This window comes from Nocardiopsis eucommiae, assembly GCF_965344335.1.
GTDB lineage: Bacteria > Actinomycetota > Actinomycetes > Streptosporangiales > Streptosporangiaceae > Nocardiopsis > Nocardiopsis eucommiae.
Genome location: NZ_CBDRIY010000001.1, coordinates 139,093 through 161,550, shown reverse-complemented (window position 1 = coordinate 161,550; position 22,458 = coordinate 139,093). Strand labels below are relative to the sequence as shown.

Below are 22,458 nucleotides of genomic sequence, written 5' to 3'. Positions count from 1 at the left end.
GCACGCGACGTCCCGCCGTTGTGTACCAACCGGACGGTACAGTACACCCGAGGGCGTCCCGACGGCCCTCCGCCGGCTCCTCCGGGCGGGGAGAACCACCATCCGAGCGCACACGGAGGTCCACGTGCCGATCAGCAACAGGAACATCCTCGTCTCCGGGGGCGGCGTGGCCGGAAGCGCGCTGTCCACCTGGTTGGCCCAGCGGGGCTTCCGACCCACGGTGGTGGACGTCGCTCCGGGGCCGCGCCCGGAGGCCTGTCCCGCCGAGGTCTCCCGCCAGGGGATGGCCCTCCTGGACCGGATGGGCGCGGGCGAGAGGGTCCGCGCCCTCGGCTCACCCGTGACCGAGGTCCGCACCCACGTCAGCGGACGCCGGGAACCCACCTGCGTGCCCGGGGACCCCGGGACCCTGGTCGTCCGACACGAGGACCTGGTCGGCGCCCTGCGGGAGGACGAGGGCCGGGTCGAGTACCTTCCCGGCGACGGGATCACCGCGCTGAAGCAGGACGCGGACGGCGTCGACGTCACCTTCGCGCACGCTCCCGCACGCAGATTCGACCTGGTCGTGGGCGCGGACGGCCCGTACTCACCCGTGCGGGGGCTCGCCTTCCCCGGCCCGGACGAGAAGCGCCTGCGCTACCTCGGCACCAACACGGCGACCTTCGAGACCGACAACGTCCTCGGCACCGACAACGCCACGGCCTGGCACGTGTGGCCGCACCGGGGCTGCCTGGTCACGACCCTGCCCGGCGGCGACCGCGCCTCGGTGACCCTGGTGGTGCGCGAGCGCTTCCCGGTCGACGCGGACTCCCTGGACCAGGAGGCCCGGCGACGCTGGGTGGAGGAGGCCTTCGGCCGGGACGGCTGGGAGATGCCCCGGCTGCTGCGCGCCGCGCGCGAGGCCGACCTGCGCGTGGCGCCGTCCACCCAGGTGCGTATGGACGTGTGGGAGCACGGTCGCGTGGTGCTGGTGGGTGACGCGGCGTGCGCTCCCGACCAGCTGAGCGGACAGGGTCCGACGATCGCGCTGATGGGCGCCCTGGCGCTGGCGGGCGAACTGGTGTTCACGGAGGGCGACCACGGTCGAGCCTACTTCTCCTACGAGGCGGCACTGCGGCACTCCGTGCGCGAGGCCCAGACCGTGGCTCCGTACGTGGTGGACAGCGTGGCCCCGGAGGCGGGGCGCTACGAGACGTGGATCCGGGAGCGCGCCGAACTGGCCCTGGCCCGGGGTACCCGGCTGATGGGGCGCCTCGGCATCCGCCCGCCCGTGGACGCGGTGGGCGGGGAGTTCGCGCTGGAACGCTACGCCTCGGTCCTCGACGGCTGAGGTTCCGGGGCCCTCCCGACGGGCGCACCCTGGTGTTCCGGGGTGACGCACGCGTGCGCTACGATAATGATTATCGTTTCCGCCCCAGGGAGGATCCCCCATGACCGTAGCGACACCCCTGCGCGTGGTCGTGGTCTCCGGGCTGCACCGGCTGGCCCGGCGCGGCACCGTGGACGACCTCGTCACCACCGTCCCCGGTGCCGTCACCCTCCACCACGACCTGGACGGGATCTCCGAGGGCGTCGTCCTCCGGGTCACCCGCGACAGGTGGGGCGTCCTGGACCGCGCTCCCGTCGACCTCGACCACCCGTGCGCCACCTGCGCGCTGCGCGAGGACCTGCTCCCCGTCCTGCTGGAGCTGGCCGCGCGCGGCGAGCACGGCCTGTGCGTGGTGGAGACCTGGGACGCGGTCGAACCCCGCTCCGTGGCCGAGGCGATCGCCGCGCGCGAGGAACTCCACCTGGCCGCCGTGGTCACCGCCGTCGACGCCGAACGCCTGCTCCCGGACCTGTCCAGTGTCGACGCCCTCTCCGACCGCTCCCTGGGCGTCGTCCCCGAGGACCGGCGCACCGTCGCGGGGGTCCTCTCCGGCCAGGTCGAGTACCCCACGGTGGTCACCCTCCACGGAGACCGCCATCGGGAGGAGGCCCGCGCGCTCGTCGAGCACCTGAACCCGGCGACCCTGGTGGTCCCGCCCGGGGGTGGCCTGGTCGCCCTCACCGAGGGGCGCTTCCGCCCCGAGGTCGCCGCGAACCGGCTCAACCCGACGTGGGCCCAGTACCGGGACGCGTCCGACGCGAGGGTCGGCACCGTGGTGTGGACCCGGAGACGCCCCCTGCACCCGGTGCGGCTGCACGAGGCCCTGGAGCGGATCGTCTCCACCGGACTGCGCGGGCGCGGCCGGATCTGGCTGGCCAGCAGACCCGACACCCTGCTGACCTGGGAGAGCCACAACGGCACCCTGGTACTGGAGAGCGCGGGCCCCTGGCTGGCCGCCCTGCCCGGCGCCGCCCTCGACCTGGTCTCCGACACCCGGCGCGCCTCGGCCTCCCTGGACTGGGACCCGGTGGTGGGTGACCGCCGCCAGCACCTGGCCGTCACCGGGGTGGACCTCGACGCCGACCGGCTGACGGACCTCCTCGACTCCTGCCTCCTCACCGACGAGGAGGCGGGGAGCCCCCTCGCCGTGGACCCCTTCGCCGACGCGCTCTAGCCCGTCGACCCGTACCGGTGGTGTCCGCCGTCGGCACCCACCGGTCCCGAGAACGGGGCCGACCGTTCGTGATCCGGTCGGCCCGAAGGGTTCCCGGGGTCCTCCCTCCCCGGAGCCCCCTCCCCCGCCCCGGGAACCCGCCTCCGCCCGGGGGCCCGGCCGGGAGCAACCGGCTCCCGCGCTCACTCCTTGGGCGGTGCCGTGCTGTCGCGTCGGACCAGACGGGTGGCCAGTTCCATCCGAGTGGTCTCGGGCTCGCCCCCGTTGACCAGGTCGAACAGCATGCGCGTGGCCATCTGCGCCATGTCCCGCAACGGCTGCCGGACGGTGGTCAGCGGCGGGGTCGCCCACCTGGCCTCGGGGAGGTCGTCGAACCCCACCACCGAGACGTCGTCCGGCACCCTCAGGCCGCGTTCGTACAGGACCTCGTAGGCACCCCGGGCCATCTGGTCCGAACCCGCGAAGATCGCCGTCGGCGGTTCGGGCAGGTCGAGCAGGACCTCCGTGAGGTCCTTGCCGGTCCCGGCCAGGAAGTCCCCGTGAGTGACGTAGCCGTCGAGCACGGGGAGCCCCGCGTCGCGCATGGCGCTGCGGTAACCGTCCACGCGGGCCCTGCTGCACATGACGTCCGGCGGGCCGGCGAGCATGGCGACGCGCCGGTGACCGAGGCCGATCAGGTGCTCGGTCGCGGTCAGACCACCGTCCCAGTTGGCGGCGCCCACCGCCGGGGTCTCCCGCGCGGGGTCTCCGACGGGGTCGACGAGGACCACGGGGATCCCCAGCGCGTCCAGCTGGTCCTGCTGCTGGGGGGAGAGCTCGGACAGCACCAGCACCACCCCGTCGGAGCGCCGGTCCTGGATGTTGTCGAGCCACCTGCGGCCGGGCCTGCTGCGCTTGCGGTCGTGCACGGCGGAGACCACGACCCCGAATCCCGCGTCGTGCGCGACCTCCTCGACCCCGGTGAGGATCTCCATGGCCCAGGGGCTGCCCAGGTCCAGGAAGACGAGGTCGATCAGCCCGACCGGTCGGCGCTTGCGGTGACGCCGTTGCTGGTAGCGGTGCTGCTCCAGCAACCGCTCCACCTGGCGGCGGGTCTCGGCCGCCACGTCGAGATGACCGTTGATCACCTTGGAGACCGTCGAGACGGAGACCCCCGCCTCACCAGCGATCTCGGCCAGTGTGGGGCGACTCTTCGCCATGTGCCTCCTCGTCGTCGAAGACCGGTGTCCCGTGATTCACACTGCGCTGGATTCTATCCCGAAAGTTTTCGGAACCGAACACCGCAACCTCCTCGCAATCCAGACTCCCCTTGACGGAGGCACAGGGACGACTTAGCGTCAGCCTTCCGAAAGCTATCGGAAATCTTTCGAATACTTTCGGCACCCCCCGGAACAACGGAAGAACGGTGTACACGCCATGAGTCGCACCCACCGGACACGTGTGATCGGCAGTACCTCCCTGGCCCTCTCCCTCCTCCTCGCCACCGGCTGCGGCACCTCCGGCCCGGGTGGAGCCGACACCGTGCAGGTCTGGGCCCTGGAGGACGCGGCGGTCAACGAGATCGTCGAACGGGGCATCGAGGCGCACAACGCGTCCCATGACGTGCCCGCCGAACTCGTCACCTTCGTCAACGACGCCTACAAGCAGCGCCTCCAGGTGGCGCTCGGCTCCCCCAACGCGCCCGACGTGTTCTTCAACTGGGGCGGCGGCAACCTCGCCCAGTACGCCGACCAGGGCCGGGTCCTCGACCTCACCCCGGCCCTGGACGACAACCCCGGGTTCCGCGACGCCTTCCTTCCCAGCGTCCTGGACGTGGCCGCCATCAACGGCTCCTACTACGGCGTGCCCCTCCTCGGCGTGCAACCCGTCGTCATGTACTACAACAAGCCCGTCCTGGCGGCGGCCGGACTCCAGCCCCCGCGGACCCTCGCCGAGCTCCACGAGGCGATCGACGTCCTCCAGGCCGACGGCGTCACCCCGATCGTCCTCCCCGGCGCGCAGGGCTGGACCCAGCTGATGTGGTTCTCCTACCTCGTGGACCGGACCGGCGGCCCCGACGTGTTCCAGGCGATCGTGGACGAGGAGGAGGGCGCCTGGCGGCACCCCGCCGTCCTGGAGGCGATGGAGGCCTGCCAGGACCTGGTCGACCGGGGCGCCTTCGGCACCAACTTCACCTCCATCGACTACGACAACGGCAGCGCCTCCACCCTCCTGGCCACGGGCGAGTCCGCGATGTTCCTGATGGGCAGCTGGGACCTCGCCCAGCAGATGGACGCCAACCCCGAGTTCGTCGAGAACGGTGATCTCGGGTTCACCTCCTTCCCCGCCGTGGAGGGCGGGGCGGGGGACCCCGACGCGATCGTCGGCAACCCCAGCAACTACTTCTCCGTCAACAGCGACAGCGAGCACGCCGACGCGGCGACCGACTTCCTCGTCGAGACCATGGCCTCCGAGGAGTACGTGGCCGAACTCATCAGGGAGGGCCAGGTCCCCGCCGTCGAGGGCATCGAGGACCAGCTCCAGGAGAGCGACCACGCCGAGTTCGCCACCTTCACCCACGCACTGGTCTCGGAGGCGCCCACGTTCACCCAGTCGTGGGACCAGGCCCTGCCCCCCGCGGCGGCCGAGGCCATGCTGACCAACCTCCAACTGCTCTTCATCGGCGACGTCACCCCCGAGGAGTTCGCCGAGGACATGGAGCAGCGGTGAGGAACTCCGCCACGGTACGGCCCGGACTCCTCTGGGTCACTCCGGCCCTGCTGTTCTTCGGCCTGTTCGGCCTGGCCCCCGTGGCCGTCGTGGGGTACCTCAGCCTCACCTCGTGGGACGGGATCGGCACCCCGCAGTGGGTGGGACTGGCCAACTGGTCGGCGCTCCCGGGCGACGGCCAGGTCCGCGGCGGACTCACTGTCACCCTGACCCTGACCGCCCTGTGCTGGGCGACCCAGACCCCGCTGGCGCTGGCCTTCGGGGTGTGGGCGGCCGGTCCCCAACGCGTCCGGGCGGTGGTGAGCGCCGTCTTCTTCCTGCCGCTGCTGTTGTCCACCGCGGCCATCGCCCTGGTGTGGAAGGCCCTGCTGGACCCGAGCTTCGGCATCCCCTCCCAGGTCAGCGAGTGGTTCGCGCTGAGCCACAGCAACGTGCTGGGAGATTCCACACTGGCGCTGTACGCGATCGTGCTCATCCTGCTGTGGCAGTTCCTGCCGTTCCACATGCTCCTGTACCAGGCGGCCGCGCGACAGGTGCCGCGATCGCTCCACGAGGCGGCCGAACTGGACGGGGCCTCGGGTCTCCAGCGCTTCCTGCACATCACCGTGCCACAGCTGCGGCACACGATCATCGCGTCGTCGGTGCTGATGCTCGTCGGCTCGATGACCTACTTCGAGACGGTCCTGCTGCTGACCGGCGGGGGGCCGGGCAACGCCACCCGCATCCTGCCACTGCACATGTACAACCAGGGGTTCGTCTCCTTCCAGATGGGCTACGCCAGCGCCATCGCGGTGCTGCTGGTGGTCCTGGGAACCGGACTGTCCCTGGCGGTGGTACGGGTGACCGGCTACTCCCGCATGACCAGCCAGAGGGAGGGGATATGACATGGCGTCCCGAACCGGTGCGCGACCGGCGTACGCCTCGGGGATCGGCGCCGCCCTGTGGCTGCTGGTCGTGTGCGTGCCCCTGTACTACCTGGTCGCCACGAGTCTGCGCGGACCGGGCGACTACCTGTCGCGGGGACCGCTCTCCCTGCCCGAATCACTCACCCTGGACAACTACCGCAACGCCTTCGAGGTCGGGTTCCTCGGCTTCCTGGCCAACAGCCTGATCGTGGCGTCCGGAGCGATCCTCCTGGTCCTGGTGGTGGCCGTACCCGCCGCGTTCGCGATCGTGCGCGGGCGCAGCCGCGCCATCCGGATCAGCTTCACCCTGTTCCTCCTGGGGCTGGCGGTCCCGGCCCAGGCGGTGATCATCCCCATCTACCTGATCATCACCCGGCTGCACCTGTACGACAGCCTGCCGGCGATCATCCTGCCGACCGCCGCGTTCACGCTCCCGATCTCCATCGTCGTGCTCACCAGCTCGCTGAGGGACGTGCCCGGCGAACTGTACGAGGCGATGGCGCTGGACGGCGCCGCGACCTGGCAGGTGTTCCTCCGCCTGGTCCTGCCGCTGTCACGGCCGGGCGTGGTGACGGTGGCGATCTTCGTCGGCCTCAACGCCTGGAACAACTTCATCTTCCCGCTGGTGCTCACCCAGAGCGAGTCCAACCGGGTCCTCCCCCTGGGGCTCTGGGCGTTCCAGACCCAGTACGGCACCGACGTCCCCGGCCTGATGGCCGCCGTGGTGCTCTCCACCCTCCCGATCCTGGCCCTGTACCTGTTCGGCCGAAGACACCTGCTGGGCGGCCTCGCCGCCGGTTTCGGCAAGTAGAGGACCACCCCACCGAAAGGCCGTGATGACGAACGCGACCATCACCAACCCCGTCCTGCCCGGGTTCCACCCCGACCCGTCGATCCTGCGGGTCGGCGAGGACTACTACCTGGCGACCTCGACCTTCGAGTGGAGCCCGGGGGTGCTCCTGCACCACTCCCGGGACCTGGTCCACTGGCGCCCCCTCGGCGGAGTCCTCGACCACGACCGGCTGCTCGACCTCACCGGCCACCGCGACGGAGCGGGTGTGTGGGCGCCGTGCCTGTCCCACAAGGACGGGGTGTTCCACCTGATCTTCACCGACGTGGAGAACTACGCCGGAGGCTTCTGGGACACGCCCAACTACGTGACCACCTCCCCCACGCCCGACGGGCCGTGGAGCGACCCCGCGCCGATCCACTCGATGGGCTTCGACCCGTCCCTGTTCCACGACGAGGACGGCCGCAGCTGGGTGGTCAGCAGCCTCATGGACTGGAGGCCCGGGCACCACGCCTTCGCGGGGATCGTGCTCCAGGAGCTGGACACCGAGTGGATGCGCCTCCTGGGCGAGCCGACGGTGGTCTTCGAGGGCACCTCGGCCAGGGTGACCGAGGCCCCGCACCTGTACCGGGAGGACGGGTGGTACTACCTGGTGACCGCCGAGGGAGGGACGCAGTGGGACCACCAGGTGACGGTGGCGCGGTCCCGGGAGATCACCGGCCCCTACGAGGTGGACCCGGCCGGGCCCACGCTGTCCTCCCGGCGGCACCCGTCACTTCCCCTGCAGAAGGCCGGGCACGGGAGCCTGGTCAGCACCCCGTCGGGTGAGTGGTTCCTGGCGCACCTGACGTCCCGCCCGCTCACCGAACGCGGCCGTTGCGTGCGCGGTCGCGAGACGGCCCTGCAACGCGTGGACTGGGTGGACGGCTGGCCCCGGGTCCGCGACGGGGTGCCGCACGTGGAGGTCGAGGGACCCGCGCTGGAACCGCACCCGTGGCCGGAGGTGCCCGCGCGGGACGACTTCGACGCGCCGGTGCTGCGCCCGGAGTGGAGCACGCTGCGGCGGCACGTGGACGAGGAGTGGCTCTCGCTGACGGAGCGCCCCGGCCATCTGCGGGTCCAGGGCGGACAGTCGCCCTCGGGCACCCGCGGCCCCAGCCTGGTGGCGCGACGGGTCCAGCACGAGCGGTGCGCGATGGAGACGGTGATGGAGTTCTCCACCCACACCTTCCAGCGGATGGCCGGACTGACGGCGTACTACAACATGCGGCAGTGGCACTACCTGCGCGTCGGGTTCGACGAGCGGGAGGGCCTGTTCGCGGGGGTGCTCAGCTCGGATCGGGGCCGGGTCCGCGAGTCCGGTGAGCGGATCGACGTGCGGGGCTGGGAGCGCTTTCACCTGCGCGCGGAGATCGACGGGGCCGAACTGGCGTTCGCGCTCTCCCCCGACGTCCGCGACTGGACTCCCGTCGGCGGGGTCCTGGACGCCAGCATCCTGTCCGACGACTACGCCGCCGAGTGCGCGGCCGACGGTGAGACCGCCACCATCTGGGGATTCACGGGCGCCTTCCTCGGGCTGTGGGTCCACGACCTGACCGGCACGGGCTGCCACGCCGACTTCGACCACGCCACCTACCAGGGATCCTGAGAATCGGACGGGGAGTGCCGGATGGGCACTCCCCGTCCGGCACTCAGAGCCGGTCGAGCGCGTCGAGCTGCGCGGCGTTCAGACGCAGGCGCCGCAGTTCGTCGAGCAACCCCGCGAGCCTGCCCTGGGGAACCCGCACGCCCGCGAGTGACGACAGATGCGGGCGCAGCGCGTCGGCGACGTGGCCCCGCGCCGTCTCGTCGGCGTCGGGAGCGAGTGCGACGAGAGCGTCGATCGCGGCGAAGAAGGAGGGGGCGTCCCTCAGACCGCCGATCGCGGCGAGGCCCTCCTCCACCACCGAGGTGTCCCCGCCGGACAGGTGCACGACGAGGGTGGCGATGTCGGAGTCGAGCCTGGCGGCCTCCGTCGGCAGGCCCGACGCCCGGTGCACGGCGGCGAGGGCGCCCACCACCCCGTCAGCGGACTCGGGCTCCCGCCACTGCTCGCGCAGGGAGCGCACGAGTTCCCGTTGGGTCCGCAGACGCGACATCCGGGCCTCGATGTCGGCCTCCACCCGGTCCAGGACCGCGACGGCGGACGCGTCCTCGTCCAGTGCCTCCCCGACGTCGGTGAGGCCGACGCCCGCCTCCACCAGGTGCCGGATCCGCAGCAGCCGGACCAGGTCGTCCGCCGTGTACCGCCGGTACCCGTTCACCGACCTCGGCGGCTCGGGCAGCAGTCCGATCTGGTGGTAGTGGCGCACCGTCCGCACGGTCACCCCGGCCAGGTCCGCCAACTCGCGTGTGCGCATCTTCTGGGCCTCCTTGACTACGACGCTACGTCATGGTTTGGGATGGTCCGCATGAACGCATCCGCCGCACCCTCGTACGTACACGCCCTGCGGTCCAGGCCACAGGTCTGGCGCACCCTCCTGGCCTTCGCCACGGGTCTGGGGGCCCTTCTCGTCGTGCTCCTCGTGGCGGCCGTCCCCGCCGGGATCGCCCTGGACCGTCTCCTCGGCGTGGAGCCCTTCGACCCGGCCGACCCGAGTTTCACCGTCGGGTTCTGGCTCGCCGGGAACCTGCTGCTCGCGGCGTTGATCCCCGTCTCCGGCCTGGCCCAGTGGGCGATCTACCGGGAGCGCCCCGGGTGGCTGTCGTCGGTCACGGGCCGGTTCCGCTGGGGGGTGCTGGCCCGCGCCGCGACCGTCGTGGTCCCGCTCTGGGTGGTCTACACCGCCGTGCTGCACCTGGTCATGCCGTTCGGGAGCCCCGAGTTCACGGCGGCGACCCTCACGCTGGCGATCGTCGCGATCGTGGTCGTCCCCTTCCAGTCCGCTGGTGAGGAGTACCTGTTCCGCGGGCTGCTCTTCCGAGCGGTCGGCGCGCGCTTCCGCCGCCCGGGCGTCTCCCTGGCCGTCGCCACGTCGGTCACCGCACTGGCGTTCGGCGCGATCCACGGTTCCCTGGACGCCTGGGCGCTGGGCTACTACGTCGTCGCCGGGGTGTGCCTCGCCCTGGTGACGCACCGCACCGGGGGCCTCGAATCAGCGGTCCTGGTCCATGCCGTCAACAACACCGTGCTGATGGTGTCGGTGATCCTGGCCGATCAGCTGGATGATCTGGCGGTGGTGACCGGCCCGGTCCTCGTGGTGCCGATGATCGTGATGGTCCTCGCCACCCTGGGCCTCTGGAAGCTGGCCCCGGGAAGAGAGCCCGCCCAGGCGGTCGCGCCCTGAACCCACCCCCGCGTCGCGCGGAGCACCAAGGGGAGCCCGATCGTGACCGCCACCGATGGGGACCATCCCCGCGTGCGCGGGGATCACCCTCTTTGACCTGCGACGCTGTGGAGCGAACCCGGCGGAATCCGCAAGTTGTCGAGAAACGGACTCCGGCGACAAACACCCCAGAGAGCACCTGGGTTCACTGTCGGTGGTGGCGTCAACACCCAGTCTTCCGCATCGCACCGACCATCGGGACGGCTAACCGCCCAGGGCCAGGCTGACGCCCAGGGTGAGCATCACGGCCGCGATGATCCCGTCCAGCACCCGCCAGGCGCCGGGGCGGGCGAAGACCGGGCGCAACAGCCTCGCGCCGAAGCCCAGGGCGAAGAACCACAGGAAGCTCCCGGCCACCGCCCCGGCCGCCCACCACCAGCGGGCCTCCCCGGCCTGCTGGTTGGCGACCGACCCGAGGAAGACCACCGTGTCCAGGTACACGTGCGGGTTGAGCCAGGTGAGCGCGAGGGCGGTGAGCACCGCCGCTCTGAGCCCGGTGGACCGGGTCGCCAGCGCGGTGCCCGTGCCCCGCCCCGTTGCCGCCGGGGCGGGGGCGTTCTCCGCCGGTACCAGGACCTCGGCCCGTCCCGGCCGCAGGGCCCGGTGGGCCGCCAACAGGCCGTACACCACGAGGAAGCCCGCACCCAGGAGGCGGACCACCACCATCGCGGTGGGCATCGCCTCGACCAGGCCGCCGATGCCCGCGACTCCGGCGGTGATGAGCGCCGCGTCGGAGACCGCGCAGACCAGCACCACAGCCAGCACGGCGGAGGGTCTGCCGTCGATGCCGAGGCGGAGCAGGTACGCGTTCTGGGCGCCGATGGCCACGATGAGCGCCAGTCCGGTGCCCAGGCCCATCAGTGCGGGAAGGAGTGTCTCGTTCACTGGGAAAGCGTCCACCATGAGGACCCGTGCAGTAAAGCTACACTTTCTCAGATCCCCTTAGGACTTCTTATGAGCGCACGTCAGGAGCGTACGATGCCCTTCCAGTTCGACCATCTGCGCACCCTGACCGCCCTGGTGGAGGAGGGCACCTTCGAGGCGGCCGCCCGACGTCTGCACGTCACCTCCTCGGCGGTGTCGCAGCGGGTCCGGGCGATGGAGCAGGCGGCGGGCCAGGTCCTGGTCCGCCGCACCAACCCGGTCCTGCCCACCGAGGCGGGCGACGCGGTCCTGCGCCACGCCCGCCAGGTGCTGCTCCTGGACCAGGAGGTGCGCTCGGAGCTCCGGAGCGTCGGCCACGAGCGGGGGCACGCGCGGGTGCCGCTCGCCGTGAACGCCGACAGCCTGTCCACCTGGTTCCTGGAGGCCCTGCCACCCGGGCTGGGCGCCGTCTTCGAACTCCACCGGGAGGACGAGGAGCACACCACGGGCCTGCTGAGGTCGGGAGCGGTGATGGCGGCGGTGACCTCCACTCCGGAGGCGGTCCAGGGCTGTTCCGTCGAACCCCTGGGCAGCCTGCGGTACCAGGCCGTGTGCGCCCCGGACTTCGCGGAACGCTTCGGCGCCACCGACCCCCGGCGCCTCCCGGACGCGCCGATGGTGAACTTCGACCGCAAGGACGACCTTCAGGACCGCTTCCTGCGCGACCTCACCGGCGGCGGCTCACGGGGGCCGACCCACTACGTCCCGGCTTCGGAGGACTTCGCCCGCGCCGTCCTGCTGGGCTGGGGCTGGGGTGTGATCCCCGAGCAGCAGTGCGCCGAGGGCCTGGCGTCCGGGGCTCTGGTGCCGCTGGCCCCGGAGCTCCCGGTGGAGGTCCGGCTGTACTGGCAGCGCTGGAACCTGCGGTCACCGCTCCTCGACGAGGTCACCCGGCACGTCCGTGCCGGGGCCGCCGCCCACCTGCGTCCGGTGTGAGCGGTCCTCAGGGTTTTCCCACGGTGCTCTCCCTGGGGACGAGGGCGAAGCCCGGCTGGACCCGCCGGGGCGGGATCGCGCCCCCCGGACCCTCGGAGAGGCGTTCCAGGAGCGCGTCCGTGGCGGCCCGGGCGATCGCCCGCTTGTGCGGGGCGACGGTGGTCAGGGTGGTGGTGCAGTACCGGCCGTCCTCGATGTCGTCGAAGCCCACCACCGCCACGTCCTCGGGGATGCGCAGACCGCGCTCGGTGAGGGTGCGCATGGCGCCTATGGCCACGAGGTCGTTGTAACAGAACACCGCGTCCGGGCGGACCCCCGAGTCCAGGAGGCGGGCCATCGCCTGGGCTCCGTCCTCACGGGCGTAGCCGTCGGTGACCGCGACGAACGCGTCGCCGGTGGGCCGTCCGTGCTCCGTCATCACCTCGCGCCATCCCTGGAGCCGCAGGTGGGCGGTCTGACGGGCACGCCCGTGCCGGGCTCCGAGGAAGGCGATCCGCCGTCGGCCGATCTCCACCAGGTGGGCGGCGGCCGTGCGAGCGGCGGCGACGTTGTCGATGGCGACGTGGTCGTGGGGGGCGTCGTACTCGCGCTCTCCGAGCAGCACCAGGGGCGCGTCGCTCTCGCGGGCGAGCAGGTCCTCGTTCTCCAGTTCGATGGGGCTGAGGATGAGCCCGTCGATCACCCGGGCCCGCAGCCCCTGGGCGAAGAGCACCTCCTGGTCGCGGCGCCCTCCGGTGTGGTCGAGCAGCACGATGTAGTCGAGCCCGCCCGCGTACTCGATGACGGCGTCCGCGAGTTCGGCGAAGTAGGGGTTGCCGAGCTCGGGCAGGGCGAGGGCGATCATCCCGGTCCTGCCCTTGCGCAGGTGGCGGGCGGTGAGGTTGGGGCGGTATCCGAGCTCGTCGATGACCCGCTGGACGCGCTGGCGGGTCTCGGGGGTGACGTGCCGGTAACCGTTGACGACGTTCGACACGGTCTTGACCGACACCCCCGCCCGTAGCGCGACGTCCTTCAGGCTGATGCCCACTCGCTTCCCCTTCCGGGCCGCTGCACCCAGGGCCGTTGAGTTTTACATCGTTATACAACACGGGTGCGGGCCCTGCACAGCGATGCTGACGGGCCCGTTTCACCGACACCACAGGGCTTGGGTGTTCCTCGGATGTCCAGCGGGTTTCCGTTCAGGGTCTGGACAGGACTCCTTGATCGTGCTGTCATCTTGGCTAAGTCAGGTTTCCCACGTTGTAAAAAGCGGGGGTGGCGCTGCCTCGTGCAGGTCCTCCCGCACCACTCGACACGGAGAACCCCCATGAGACGTCAACCCCCCGCGTCCCCGACTCCCCCACCGCCCCGCCGGACCGTCCGCGCGACCGCCCCCGTTCTGGCCGCGTTCCTGACCGCCTCGGCACTGGTCGCGCTCCCGGCCGCCGCCTCGGCCGAACCCCGCCTGGAGACCCCCTGGACCTCGGAGGTCTCCCCGGACAACGCCCTGCCCGAGTACCCGCGTCCGCAGATGGTGCGCGAGGACTGGGAGAACCTCAACGGCCTCTGGCAGTGGGCCCCCGCCGAGGAGGGCGAGGACCCGCCGTTCGGCACCGACCTGGACGGGGAGATCCTGGTCCCCTACCCGGTGGAGTCCGCCCTGTCCGGCGTGGAGGAGCACCACGACCGCCTCTGGTACCGCCGCACCGTGGAGGTGCCGGACTCCTGGGACGGTGACCGCGTCCTGCTCAACTTCGGCGCCGTGGACTGGGACTCCGAGGTGTGGGTGAACGGCACCTCCGTGGGCTCCCACCAGGGCGGATTCGACAAGTTCTCCTTCGACGTCACCGACGCCCTCCAGGAGGGTGAGAACGAGGTCGTCGTGGGGGTCCACGACCCCAGTGACGAGGGTGAGCAGGCCGTCGGCAAGCAGCGGCTGGAGCCCGGCGGCATCTGGTACACCACCTTCACGGGGATCTGGCAGACGGTGTGGATGGAACCGGTCTCCGAGGCCCACGTCACCCGCCTGGACATCACCCCGGACGTGCCCGGCGAACGGGTCGAGGTGGTGGTCAACGCGACCGGCGCCGAGGGCACCGAGGCCACCGTCACCGTCCGGGACGACGAGGGCACCGAGGTGGGCTCGGCCAGCGGCGACCCGAACTCCGCGATCACCGTGCCGGTCCCGGACGCCCGCCTGTGGAGCCCGGACGACCCCTACCTGTACGACGTCGACGTCACCCTCACCTCCGGCGACGAGGTCCACGACGAGGTAGCGGGCTACACCGGGATGCGCTCCATCGAGACCGGGGAGGTGGACGGGGTCCTGCGCCCGCTCCTGAACGGCGAGTACGTGTTCCAGGTGGGCACGCTCGACCAGGGCTACTGGCCGGACGGCGTCTCCACCGCACCGACCGACGAGGCCCTGCGCTTCGACATCGAGTCGCACAAGGAACTGGGCTTCAACACCATCCGCAAGCACGTGAAGGTGGAGCCGGACCGCTGGTACTACTGGGCCGACCGGCTCGGAGTGATGGTCATGCAGGACATGCCGTCGATGTCCGGTGACCCGAGCCAGGCCGGGCGCGACCAGTTCGAGACCGAACTGCACGCCCTGGTGGACGAGCACCGCAGCTTCCCGTCCATCGTCAACTGGATCGTGTTCAACGAGGGCTGGGGCCAGTACGACGGCGACGTCCGCCTCACCGAGGAGGTCCAGGCCTCCGACCCCTCCCGCCTGGTCACCGGCGCCTCCGGCTGGCACGACACCGGCAACGGGGACATCGTCGACTCCCACATCTACGTCGGTCCGGGCGACCCCGCTCCGGTGGAGGACGAACGGATCTCGGTGCTGGGCGAGTTCGGCGGCTACAACCTGCCGGTGGAGGGCCACGAGTGGAGCCCGGGCGACGGGTTCGGCTACGAGGACATCAGCGACGGCCACTCCCTGGCCACCCGGTACACGGGCCTGATGGCGGGCGTGCAGCGGCTGGAGCGCACCCACGGGCTGTCCGCCGCGATCTACACCGAGATCACCGACGTGGAGACCGAGCTCAACGGGTTCTGGACCTACGACCGCCGGGTGCTCAAGGTCGACCCCGAGATCGTCGCCCGGGCGCACGCGCGACTGCTGGCCGGGGAGCCGGTCGGCGGTGTCGCGGAGGTACCCGTGGAGGAGAACCTGTCCCTGCGGGTCACCACGCCCGGCCACGAGGACCGCTACCTCGCCCACGAGGGCGGGCTCGGCGTCACCACCCCGGTCGACGACGGCAGCCCCGAGGCCGACAGGACCGCTGCCACCTGGCGGTTCGTGCCCGGCCTGGCCGACGACCAGTGCCTGTCGCTGGAGTCGGTGGACCACCCGGGCGAGTACCTGCGGCACGCGGAGTCGCGGGTGAGCCGGGAGCCCGCCGACGGTTCCGGGCTCTTCGAACAGGACGCCACCTGGTGCGCGGTGCCCGGACTGAGCGGCGAGGGGATCTCGCTGCGCTCCTACAACTTCCCGGACCGGTATCTGCGCCACTACGACTCCGAGCTCTGGTTGTCCGGGGCGGGCACCGTCGGCGAGGACCGCGACACCGCCGAACACTACGACCACGACACCTCGTGGTCCGTGGAGTCCCCCTGGGCTCCCTGACCCGACCCGCGTGAGCCGAACCCCCCTCCCCGGGGCGCCCCCGACCCGGCGCCCCGCTCCCCCACCCCTGCGCCGACTCCCCCGTCGGCGTCCCCTCGACCCGGGCGGAGACCGGACATGAACGAACACCACACCCACCACACCGGTGCGGGAGCGCTCCCCCGCCCCCGTCGGATCCTGCTGGCCACCGCCGCCGTGGGCGCGGCACTGGCGCTGGCCGCCACCGGCTGCGCCCGGGGCGAGGACGACGCCGCGGGGAACACCGCCACCGGGGACACCGAGGGCCAGGCCCAGGTGCTGGACGAGGCGGCCAGCGGGGGCGATACCTGCAACGCCGGGGACCACGGGATCGAGCCCTTCGAGCTCACCGAGAGGAAGGTCGGCTTCTCCCAGTCCGAGGCCGAGTCCAACCCCTTCCGCATCACCGAGACGCAGTCCATCAAGGACGAGGCCGCCGCCCGGGGGATCGACCTCATCACCTCCAACGCCCAGTCCGACTTCTCCCAGCAGATCAGCGACGTCCAGGACCTCATGTCCCAGGGCGCGGAGGTGCTGATCATCGCCCCCCTCAACTCCGACGGCTGGAAGCCCGTCCTGGACCAGGCACGCGCCGACGCCGTCCCGATCATCACCGTCGACCGGCCCATCAACGGCACCGCCTGCGAGGACTACGTGACCTTCATCGGGTCCGACTTCGTGGAGCAGGGCCGCCGCGCCGCCGACCAGATGATCGACGCGCTGGGCGGCGAGGGCGAGGTGGCCATCCTGCTGGGCGCACCCGGCAACAACGTGACCACCGACCGCACGAGCGGCTTCCTGGAGCGGATCGAGGCCGAGGCCCCCGGGATCGAGATCGTGTTCCAGCAGTCCGGCGACTTCACCCGCGAGGGCGGCCAGTCGGTGACCGAACAGCTCGTCCAGTCGCAGCCGGACATCTCCGGGATCTACGCGCAGAACGACGAGATGGGCATCGGCGCGGTCACCGCGCTCAACGGCGCGGGCAAGGCGCCGGGCGACGTCGAGATCGTGACGGTGGACGGCACCCGGGCGGCGGTGGAGTACATCGTCGACGGGTGGATCTCGGCGGTCGTGGAGTCGAACCCGCGTTTCGGACCGCTGGCCTTCGAGGCGGCCTCGGCCTTCGGCGCCGGTGAGGACGTCGGCACACAGCTGATCATCACCGACCGCGAGTACGACGCGGAGAACGCCGAGGAGGAGCTTCCGCATGCCTACTAGGCCGGGCGGGGCGCCCACACGCGCGGAGGAGGTGGGGCGGTGACCGTTCCGGTCCTCGGCACCCGCGGGCTGACCAAGCGGTTCCCGGGCGTCCTGGCGTTGGACGGGGTGGACTTCGAGCTGCTTCCGGGCGAGGCGCACGCGTTGGTCGGAGAGAACGGCGCGGGGAAGTCCACCCTGATCAAGGTGCTGACGGGAGTGTACCAGCCCGACGGGGGCGAGTTGCGCCACCACGGCGAGCCCGCCCGGTTCGCGACGCCCCTGCACGCGCAGCGGGCGGGTATCGCCACCATCTACCAGGAGGTCGACCTGTTGCCGCTGCTGAGCGTGGCGCGCAACCTCTACCTGGGGCGTGAGCCGAAGCGGTTCGGGCTGATCGACTTCGCCCGCATGCACCGCGACGCCGCCCGGACGCTCGCGGACTACGGGGTGGACGTGGACGTGCGCCGTCCGCTGGGGACCCTGTCCATGGGCGCCCGGCAGATGGTGGCGCTGGCCCGGGCGGTGTCGGCGCGGGCCCGCGTGGTGATCATGGACGAGCCGACGTCGTCGCTGGAGCCGCGGGAGGTCGAGACGCTCTTCGGGGTGATCGAACGCCTGCGCGGGGAGGGTGTGGCGGTGGTCTACGTGAGCCACCGCCTCGACGAGCTGTACCGGGTGTGCGACCGCGTGACGGTGCTGCGGGACGGGCGTCTGGTGCACCGGGGAGCCATGGCCGACCTGGAACGGCTGCGCCTGGTGTCCCTGATGCTGGGCCGGGACATGGAGCGGGTGGAGCGCGAGGGCGCCACCACGTTCTCCGGGGACCGCGAGGCGTGGTCGGGGACGCCCGCGTTGGAGGCCGAGGGGTTGGGGGCCCGGCACCGGCTGCACGACGTGTCCCTGACCGTGCGCCCGGGCGAGGTCGTGGGGCTCGGCGGCCTGCTGGGATCGGGCCGCACCGAGACCGTGAAGGCGATCGCGGGCGCGCTGCCGCTGGACGCGGGCCGCGTCTCGGTGGTGGGCGTCCCCCTGCGGACGGGGTCCACGGCGGCCGCGATCCGGGCGGGGGTGAGCCTGCTGCCGGAGGACCGCAAGCACGAGGGCATCGTCCCCGGCCTGTCCATCCGGGAGAACATCGCGCTCGCCGCCATGCCGGGGCTGAGCCGGTTCGGGCTGGTGTCCGAGCGGGCGGTCGACCGGGTGGTGGAGCGGTTCATGGAGCGGCTGCGGATCAAGGCCGTGGGGCCGCACCAGAAGGTGGAGGAGCTGTCCGGCGGCAACCAGCAGAAGGTGCTGCTGGCCCGGTGGCTGGCGCTCGAACCGAGGGTGCTGCTGCTCGACGAGCCCACGCGCGGGATCGACGTGGGCGCCAAGGCGGAGGTGCAGCGGTTGGTGGACGAACTGGCCGAGGAGGGGCTGGCCGTGCTGCTGGTCTCCTCGGACCTGGAGGAACTGGTGGAGGGTGCCGACCGGGTGGTGGTGCTGAGGGACGGCGCGGTCGCGGGCGAGCTGGTCGGTGACGAGGTCACCGAGGACTCCCTCCTTGCCGCGATCGCCCGGGGCGGTGGGGAACCGTGAACCTCACCCTGCGGGGGCGCCCCCGCGTGGACCGGGAACACGTCCTGCTGTGGATGCGGGACTACGGCGTGTACGTGGGCGTGGCGCTGGTCGTGCTGTTCAACGTGGCGTTCACGCCGCACTTCCTGACCTTCGAGAACTTCCGCACGCAGGCCGTGCAGGTCTCCCCGGTGCTGATCGTGGCCCTGGGGATGGCGCTGGTGATCGCGACCGGCGGCATCGACCTCAGCGTGGGTTCGGTGATGGCGCTGTCGGCCGCGATGATCTCGCTGTACCTGGGGTACGGACCGCTGGTGGCCGTGCTCGTCGCGGTGGGCGTGGGCGCGCTCGCCGGGGCCGCCAACGGTGTCCTGGTGGCCTTCGCCGGTGTGCAGGCGATCATCGTGACGCTGGCGATGATGATCGGCGGACGGGGGCTGGCCCTCGTCCTGCTGCCGCAGCTGGACGGCGTCCGCAACCCGGACCTGCGGGAGCTGGGTTCGGGATCGTTCCTGGCCGTCCCCTACGTGGTGTGGATCGCCGCGCTGCTGGTGGCGGTGGTGGCGTTCCTGGTGCGCCGGAGCGTGTTCGGCCGGCGGCTGGTGGCGGTGGGCGGCAACCGCCGGGCGGCGGAGCTGTCCGGGCTGCCGGTGCGCCGGGTGCTGCTCGGCGTGTACGCGCTGAGCGGGGCCCTGGCGGCGGTGGCCGGGGTGCTGGTGACCGCGAGGTTGCAGGCCGCCGACCCGAACTCGGTGGGCGTGCTGATCGAACTGTCGGCGATCACGGCCGTGGTGGTCGGCGGCACCCCGCTGACGGGCGGACGGGTGCGGATCGCCGGGACGGTGGCCGGGGCGGTGCTGATGCAGCTGCTCGTGGCCACGCTCATCAAGCACGACCTGCCGCCGTCGTGGACGCAGATGGCGCAGACGGCCGTGATCATCGGCGCCGTCTACCTGGCCCGGGATCGGGGGAGGACATGAGGACCACCGTGGACGGAGCGGGGCCGCGCGTCGGCGGCCGGGAGTCGGCCCGGGGTGTGCCCTGGCGTGAGCTGGCCGCGCGGCACGGTGCCCTGGTGGTGCTGTTGCTGGTGGTGGCGGTGGCCGGGGCGAGCCTCGACGGGTTCCTGGCCCCGGGGAACCTGAACCGGATCGCCGTGAGCGCGTCGTTCCTGGCGGTCATCGCTCTGGGCATGACGTTCGTGATCATCACCGGTGGGATCGACCTGTCGGTGGGCACGGTGTTCGCGCTCGGCGGGGTGCTGGCCGCGTGGGCGTCGCGATACGGGGAGCTGGCGCTGATGGCGGTGCCGCTGGCGGTGTGCGGTCTGATCGGTCTGCTCAACGGGGTGCTGATCGCGCGGGCGCGGCTGGCCCCGTTCATCACCACCCTCGCGACCATGCTGGGCGCCTGGGGACTGATGCTGTCGGTGTCCGACGAGGGCAACACCACCTACCTGGTGGCGGACGGGCTGGCCCTCTCGGCGCTGGTGCACGGGAAGCTGTTCGGGGTGCTCGGGTATCCGTTCCTGCTGGTCGTGGCGGTGTTCGTGATGGGCGGCCTGGTGCTGCGGCGCACCACGGTCGGCCAGCACGTGTACGCGGTGGGCGGGAACGAGCGGACGGCCGCCCTGATGGGCGTGCCGGTGGCGCGGACCCGGATCGCGGTGTACACGTTCTCCGGCCTGTGCGCGGGCACGGCTGGGGCCCTGAACGCGGTGTGGCTGGGCTCGGGGGTGACGATCTTCGGGATCGGCACGGAGCTCCAGGCGATCTCGGCGGTGGTGATCGGCGGAACCCTGCTGACCGGCGGATACGGGTTCGTGGGCAGCACCCTGGTCGGGGTCCTGCTGCTGGGGGTCATCCAGAACGTCATCAACGCGGTCGGTTCCCTGACCTCGGCGTTCCAGGAGGTGGTCAGCGGCCTGTTCCTGATCACCGTGGTGCTCGTGCAGCGGCGCCTCAGCAGGGGACGCGACCCCGGCTGAGGCGGTCGGCGCGCGTGGCGTCCACCGTTCCGCGTCCCCGGGTCGGCGGGCGCTACGCGAGGGTCCTGGAGTCGCCCTGGTCGTCGAGCAGGCCCAGGTCCCGTTCGGTGACCACGCCGAAGTGGAGCGCCTTGTCGATGAGGACCTGGGACCGCCAGCCCTGGCCCTGGCCACCGCCCTCCAGTTCGACCTTGAACTTGTCCTTGAGGAGGTAGTTCACCTGGGCGTTCACGGCAGCGGTGCCGATTCCCAACCGGTGGGCCACCTGGCTCTGGGTCGGGACCGGCGGGGTGAGGCCGCGCAGCCGGGGTTCGCAGAAGGCGACCAGGACGCGGTAGTAGGTGTGCCACCGGTCCATACGGAAGCTGTTGGCCTCGGTGCGTTCACTGGTCGTGTCCGACCACCCGTCGTCGGCGCCGACGCCCCTCGGGGAGAGGACGGCGCTGCAGGCCGCCGGAGCCATCACCAGGAAGCTGTGTTCCCCCGTCGCTCCGGGGATGCGCACGCGGGAGGTCTCGAAGGGCACCACCATGCCGTGGGTGTTCGGCTGGACCTGGACGTACCCGGCCGACCGTTCGGTGTTCTCCACGATGTAGGACTTGTTGGGGCTGAGATTGCTGATCCGCCAGTGGTCCCCGTGTGAGGTGATCTCTCCGGCGTGCCGGTGTACCGCCCGGTCCCCGGCGCCGAGTCTCATGTCCACGTCGCGGCTGCGGCCGCCGCGCCCGAAGGTCCGGGTCTCCCCCGGACTCAGGTGGTGGGTGTCCATGGGGGTGTCGCTCTCGTAGTCCTGTTGGACCGTGACGACCAGGTCGAAGTCGTCGACCGGGAACAGGTGCACGCTCATCTCGCCGTCTCCAGGGGGTCAGAGGAGAAGCCCACGGGGTCGGGGCCCGCCCCCGCAGGATACTTCGGGGACCCCGACGGGCGGGGCGGGCGCGGGTCCGCGCCAGCGGGCCCGCACCGCCGTAGGTTGGTGGCGGCACCGCCGGGATCACCGAGCTCACCGAGGAGTATCCATGGGTCTGAACGCGACACCGGTCGACCTGGGAAGGTACGGCGTCTGGCTGCGCCACCAGGACCTCGACGAGGACGTCGCCGCCGAGATCGAGCGCCTGGGGTTCGGCGCCGTGTGGCTGGGCGGTTCCACCCCGGCCGACCTGGAGCCGGTGGCCACGGCCCTGGCGGCGACGTCCCGTCTGGCGGTGGCCACGGGGATCGTGAACATCTGGGCGGCACCGGCCGAGGAGGTCGCGGACGCCTTCGCGCGCCTGGAGTCCGCCTACCCGGGGCGGTTCCTGCTGGGGATCGGTGCCGGTCACCGGGAGCTCAACGGGCCCGACGCGGTCCGGCCGCTCCAGGGGATGCGGGACTACCTGGACGTGCTCGACCGTGAGGGTGTCCCCGCCGACCGGAGGGTGCTGGCGGCGCTGGGCCCGAGGATGCTCACGCTGAGCGCGGAGAGGGCGGCGGGCGCCCACCCCTACCTGGTCCCCCCGGCCTACGACCGGTTCGCGCGCGGGGTGCTCGGGGACGGCCCCCTCCTGGCCACCGAACACAAGCTGGTGCTCGGCGCCGACCGTGCGCGGACGCGGGAGGAGGCCCGCCGGGGGATGGCGTTCTACCTCGGCATGCGCAACTACGCGGCCAACCTGGAGCGGCTGGGGTACACCGTGCTCGACCTGGCCGACGACGGCAGCGACGTCCTGATCGACGCCCTGGTCGCGCAGGGCGGGGCGGACCAGGTGGCGTCGGAGTTGCGGGCGCACCTGGAGGCCGGGGCCGACCACGTGGTGGCGCAGGCGATCCCCGGGGAGTCCGGTCTGCTCGGCTCGCTCTCCCGGCTGGCTCCGGCGCTGACCTCCTGACCCGTTCCGGGCCGGGCCGCGCGGCGGCGCCCGGCCCGGA

The 22,458-nt window shown here is 71.8% G+C and carries 19 protein-coding genes; 14 read left to right on the top strand and 5 right to left on the bottom strand.

Translation table 11 applies throughout. The annotated features are described in order from the left end of the window. Positions 1 to 124 precede the first annotated feature (124 nt). Positions 125 to 1,330 carry an FAD-dependent monooxygenase gene (locus tag ACRWK8_RS00700; protein ID WP_431867621.1) on the top strand — a complete coding sequence of 402 codons (1,206 nt, stop codon included), beginning with the start codon at positions 125 to 127 and terminating at the stop codon, positions 1,328 to 1,330. 100 nt (positions 1,331 to 1,430) lie between these two features. After that, positions 1,431 to 2,543 carry a CobW family GTP-binding protein gene (locus tag ACRWK8_RS00695; protein ID WP_378734902.1) on the top strand — a complete coding sequence of 371 codons (1,113 nt, stop codon included), beginning with the start codon at positions 1,431 to 1,433 and terminating at the stop codon, positions 2,541 to 2,543. Positions 2,544 to 2,725: 182 nt separating this feature from the next. Here the strand turns inward: ACRWK8_RS00695 and ACRWK8_RS00690 are convergent, their stop codons facing one another. Further along, complete coding sequence (locus ACRWK8_RS00690; protein WP_431867618.1) at positions 2,726 to 3,742, bottom strand: LacI family DNA-binding transcriptional regulator; 1,017 nt, start codon at positions 3,740 to 3,742, stop codon at positions 2,726 to 2,728. Positions 3,743 to 3,959: 217 nt separating this feature from the next. On the opposite strand from ACRWK8_RS00690, the gene ACRWK8_RS00685 reads away from it, so the two are divergent. The 4 genes from ACRWK8_RS00685 to ACRWK8_RS00670 are packed head-to-tail and all read left to right on the top strand — an operon-like array spanning position 3,960 to position 8,595. Beyond that, positions 3,960 to 5,252, top strand: coding sequence for an extracellular solute-binding protein (locus ACRWK8_RS00685; protein WP_431867616.1), 1,293 nt, complete (start codon positions 3,960 to 3,962; stop codon positions 5,250 to 5,252). After that, a complete protein-coding gene (locus ACRWK8_RS00680; protein ID WP_431867614.1) occupies positions 5,249 to 6,136 on the top strand; it encodes a carbohydrate ABC transporter permease in 888 nt (295 codons plus the stop codon). The genes ACRWK8_RS00685 and ACRWK8_RS00680 overlap by 4 nt, the downstream gene beginning before the upstream one ends. Before the next feature lies 1 nt (position 6,137). Beyond that, positions 6,138 to 6,968, top strand: coding sequence for a carbohydrate ABC transporter permease (locus tag ACRWK8_RS00675; RefSeq protein ID WP_378734910.1), 831 nt, complete (start codon positions 6,138 to 6,140; stop codon positions 6,966 to 6,968). 25 nt (positions 6,969 to 6,993) lie between these two features. Continuing rightward, positions 6,994 to 8,595 carry a glycoside hydrolase family 43 protein gene (locus tag ACRWK8_RS00670; protein WP_431867611.1) on the top strand — a complete coding sequence of 534 codons (1,602 nt, stop codon included), beginning with the start codon at positions 6,994 to 6,996 and terminating at the stop codon, positions 8,593 to 8,595. Positions 8,596 to 8,638: 43 nt separating this feature from the next. Here the strand turns inward: ACRWK8_RS00670 and ACRWK8_RS00665 are convergent, their stop codons facing one another. Beyond that, entirely contained in the window at positions 8,639 to 9,346 is a 708-nt protein-coding gene (locus tag ACRWK8_RS00665; RefSeq protein ID WP_378734914.1) for a MerR family transcriptional regulator, read from the bottom strand. A 51-nt stretch (positions 9,347 to 9,397) separates the two neighbouring features. On the opposite strand from ACRWK8_RS00665, the gene ACRWK8_RS00660 reads away from it, so the two are divergent. Next, positions 9,398 to 10,273 (top strand): CPBP family intramembrane glutamic endopeptidase, encoded by an 876-nt coding sequence (locus ACRWK8_RS00660; RefSeq protein WP_431867609.1) that lies wholly within the window; start codon positions 9,398 to 9,400, stop codon positions 10,271 to 10,273. 243 nt (positions 10,274 to 10,516) lie between these two features. Here the strand turns inward: ACRWK8_RS00660 and ACRWK8_RS00655 are convergent, their stop codons facing one another. Then, complete coding sequence (locus ACRWK8_RS00655) at positions 10,517 to 11,197, bottom strand: LysE/ArgO family amino acid transporter (RefSeq protein ID WP_431867607.1); 681 nt, start codon at positions 11,195 to 11,197, stop codon at positions 10,517 to 10,519. 93 nt (positions 11,198 to 11,290) lie between these two features. Between ACRWK8_RS00655 and ACRWK8_RS00650 the strand changes: the two genes are divergently transcribed. After that, the gene (locus tag ACRWK8_RS00650; protein WP_378734920.1) at positions 11,291 to 12,172 is read left to right on the top strand and encodes a LysR family transcriptional regulator ArgP; all 882 of its coding nucleotides are present in this window, start codon (positions 11,291 to 11,293) and stop codon (positions 12,170 to 12,172) included. Positions 12,173 to 12,179: 7 nt separating this feature from the next. Here the strand turns inward: ACRWK8_RS00650 and ACRWK8_RS00645 are convergent, their stop codons facing one another. After that, positions 12,180 to 13,229 (bottom strand): LacI family DNA-binding transcriptional regulator, encoded by a 1,050-nt coding sequence (locus ACRWK8_RS00645; RefSeq protein WP_378735361.1) that lies wholly within the window; start codon positions 13,227 to 13,229, stop codon positions 12,180 to 12,182. Positions 13,230 to 13,478: 249 nt separating this feature from the next. Here ACRWK8_RS00645 and ACRWK8_RS00640 point away from each other — a divergent pair, with 249 nt between their 5' ends. The 5 genes from ACRWK8_RS00640 (at position 13,479) to ACRWK8_RS00620 (ending at position 20,550) form a co-directional block, all read left to right on the top strand. Then, complete coding sequence (locus ACRWK8_RS00640; RefSeq protein ID WP_378734922.1) at positions 13,479 to 15,788, top strand: AbfB domain-containing protein; 2,310 nt, start codon at positions 13,479 to 13,481, stop codon at positions 15,786 to 15,788. A gap of 117 nt (positions 15,789 to 15,905) precedes the next feature. Beyond that, the gene (locus ACRWK8_RS00635; protein WP_431867604.1) at positions 15,906 to 17,024 is read left to right on the top strand and encodes an ABC transporter substrate-binding protein; all 1,119 of its coding nucleotides are present in this window, start codon (positions 15,906 to 15,908) and stop codon (positions 17,022 to 17,024) included. A gap of 39 nt (positions 17,025 to 17,063) precedes the next feature. Then, the gene (locus ACRWK8_RS00630) at positions 17,064 to 18,584 is read left to right on the top strand and encodes a sugar ABC transporter ATP-binding protein (RefSeq protein ID WP_431867602.1); all 1,521 of its coding nucleotides are present in this window, start codon (positions 17,064 to 17,066) and stop codon (positions 18,582 to 18,584) included. Continuing rightward, positions 18,581 to 19,543 carry an ABC transporter permease gene (locus ACRWK8_RS00625; protein ID WP_431867601.1) on the top strand — a complete coding sequence of 321 codons (963 nt, stop codon included), beginning with the start codon at positions 18,581 to 18,583 and terminating at the stop codon, positions 19,541 to 19,543. The genes ACRWK8_RS00630 and ACRWK8_RS00625 overlap by 4 nt, the downstream gene beginning before the upstream one ends. Continuing rightward, positions 19,540 to 20,550 (top strand): ABC transporter permease, encoded by a 1,011-nt coding sequence (locus ACRWK8_RS00620; protein WP_378734930.1) that lies wholly within the window; start codon positions 19,540 to 19,542, stop codon positions 20,548 to 20,550. Before ACRWK8_RS00625 ends, ACRWK8_RS00620 begins: the two co-directional genes overlap by 4 nt. A gap of 52 nt (positions 20,551 to 20,602) precedes the next feature. Here ACRWK8_RS00620 and ACRWK8_RS00615 read toward each other — a convergent pair whose 3' ends face one another. Further along, complete coding sequence (locus ACRWK8_RS00615; RefSeq protein WP_378734932.1) at positions 20,603 to 21,397, bottom strand: winged helix-turn-helix domain-containing protein; 795 nt, start codon at positions 21,395 to 21,397, stop codon at positions 20,603 to 20,605. Between the two features lie 172 nt (positions 21,398 to 21,569). Between ACRWK8_RS00615 and ACRWK8_RS00610 the strand changes: the two genes are divergently transcribed. Next, positions 21,570 to 22,418, top strand: coding sequence for a TIGR03620 family F420-dependent LLM class oxidoreductase (locus tag ACRWK8_RS00610; protein ID WP_378734934.1), 849 nt, complete (start codon positions 21,570 to 21,572; stop codon positions 22,416 to 22,418). Positions 22,419 to 22,458 lie beyond the last annotated feature (40 nt).

Coding starts and splice junctions, on each gene's coding strand:
- ACRWK8_RS00640 (WP_378734922.1), top strand. CDS start 13,479: ATGAGACGTCAACCCCCCGCGTCCCCGACTCCCCCACCGCCCCGCCGG.
- ACRWK8_RS00675 (WP_378734910.1), top strand. CDS start 6,138: ATGGCGTCCCGAACCGGTGCGCGACCGGCGTACGCCTCGGGGATCGGC.
- ACRWK8_RS00610 (WP_378734934.1), top strand. CDS start 21,570: ATGGGTCTGAACGCGACACCGGTCGACCTGGGAAGGTACGGCGTCTGG.
- ACRWK8_RS00650 (WP_378734920.1), top strand. CDS start 11,291: ATGCCCTTCCAGTTCGACCATCTGCGCACCCTGACCGCCCTGGTGGAG.
- ACRWK8_RS00665 (WP_378734914.1), bottom strand. CDS start 9,346: ATGCGCACACGCGAGTTGGCGGACCTGGCCGGGGTGACCGTGCGGACG.
- ACRWK8_RS00615 (WP_378734932.1), bottom strand. CDS start 21,397: ATGAGCGTGCACCTGTTCCCGGTCGACGACTTCGACCTGGTCGTCACG.
- ACRWK8_RS00695 (WP_378734902.1), top strand. CDS start 1,431: ATGACCGTAGCGACACCCCTGCGCGTGGTCGTGGTCTCCGGGCTGCAC.
- ACRWK8_RS00690 (WP_431867618.1), bottom strand. CDS start 3,742: ATGGCGAAGAGTCGCCCCACACTGGCCGAGATCGCTGGTGAGGCGGGG.
- ACRWK8_RS00635 (WP_431867604.1), top strand. CDS start 15,906: ATGAACGAACACCACACCCACCACACCGGTGCGGGAGCGCTCCCCCGC.
- ACRWK8_RS00660 (WP_431867609.1), top strand. CDS start 9,398: ATGAACGCATCCGCCGCACCCTCGTACGTACACGCCCTGCGGTCCAGG.
- ACRWK8_RS00685 (WP_431867616.1), top strand. CDS start 3,960: ATGAGTCGCACCCACCGGACACGTGTGATCGGCAGTACCTCCCTGGCC.
- ACRWK8_RS00620 (WP_378734930.1), top strand. CDS start 19,540: ATGAGGACCACCGTGGACGGAGCGGGGCCGCGCGTCGGCGGCCGGGAG.
- ACRWK8_RS00670 (WP_431867611.1), top strand. CDS start 6,994: ATGACGAACGCGACCATCACCAACCCCGTCCTGCCCGGGTTCCACCCC.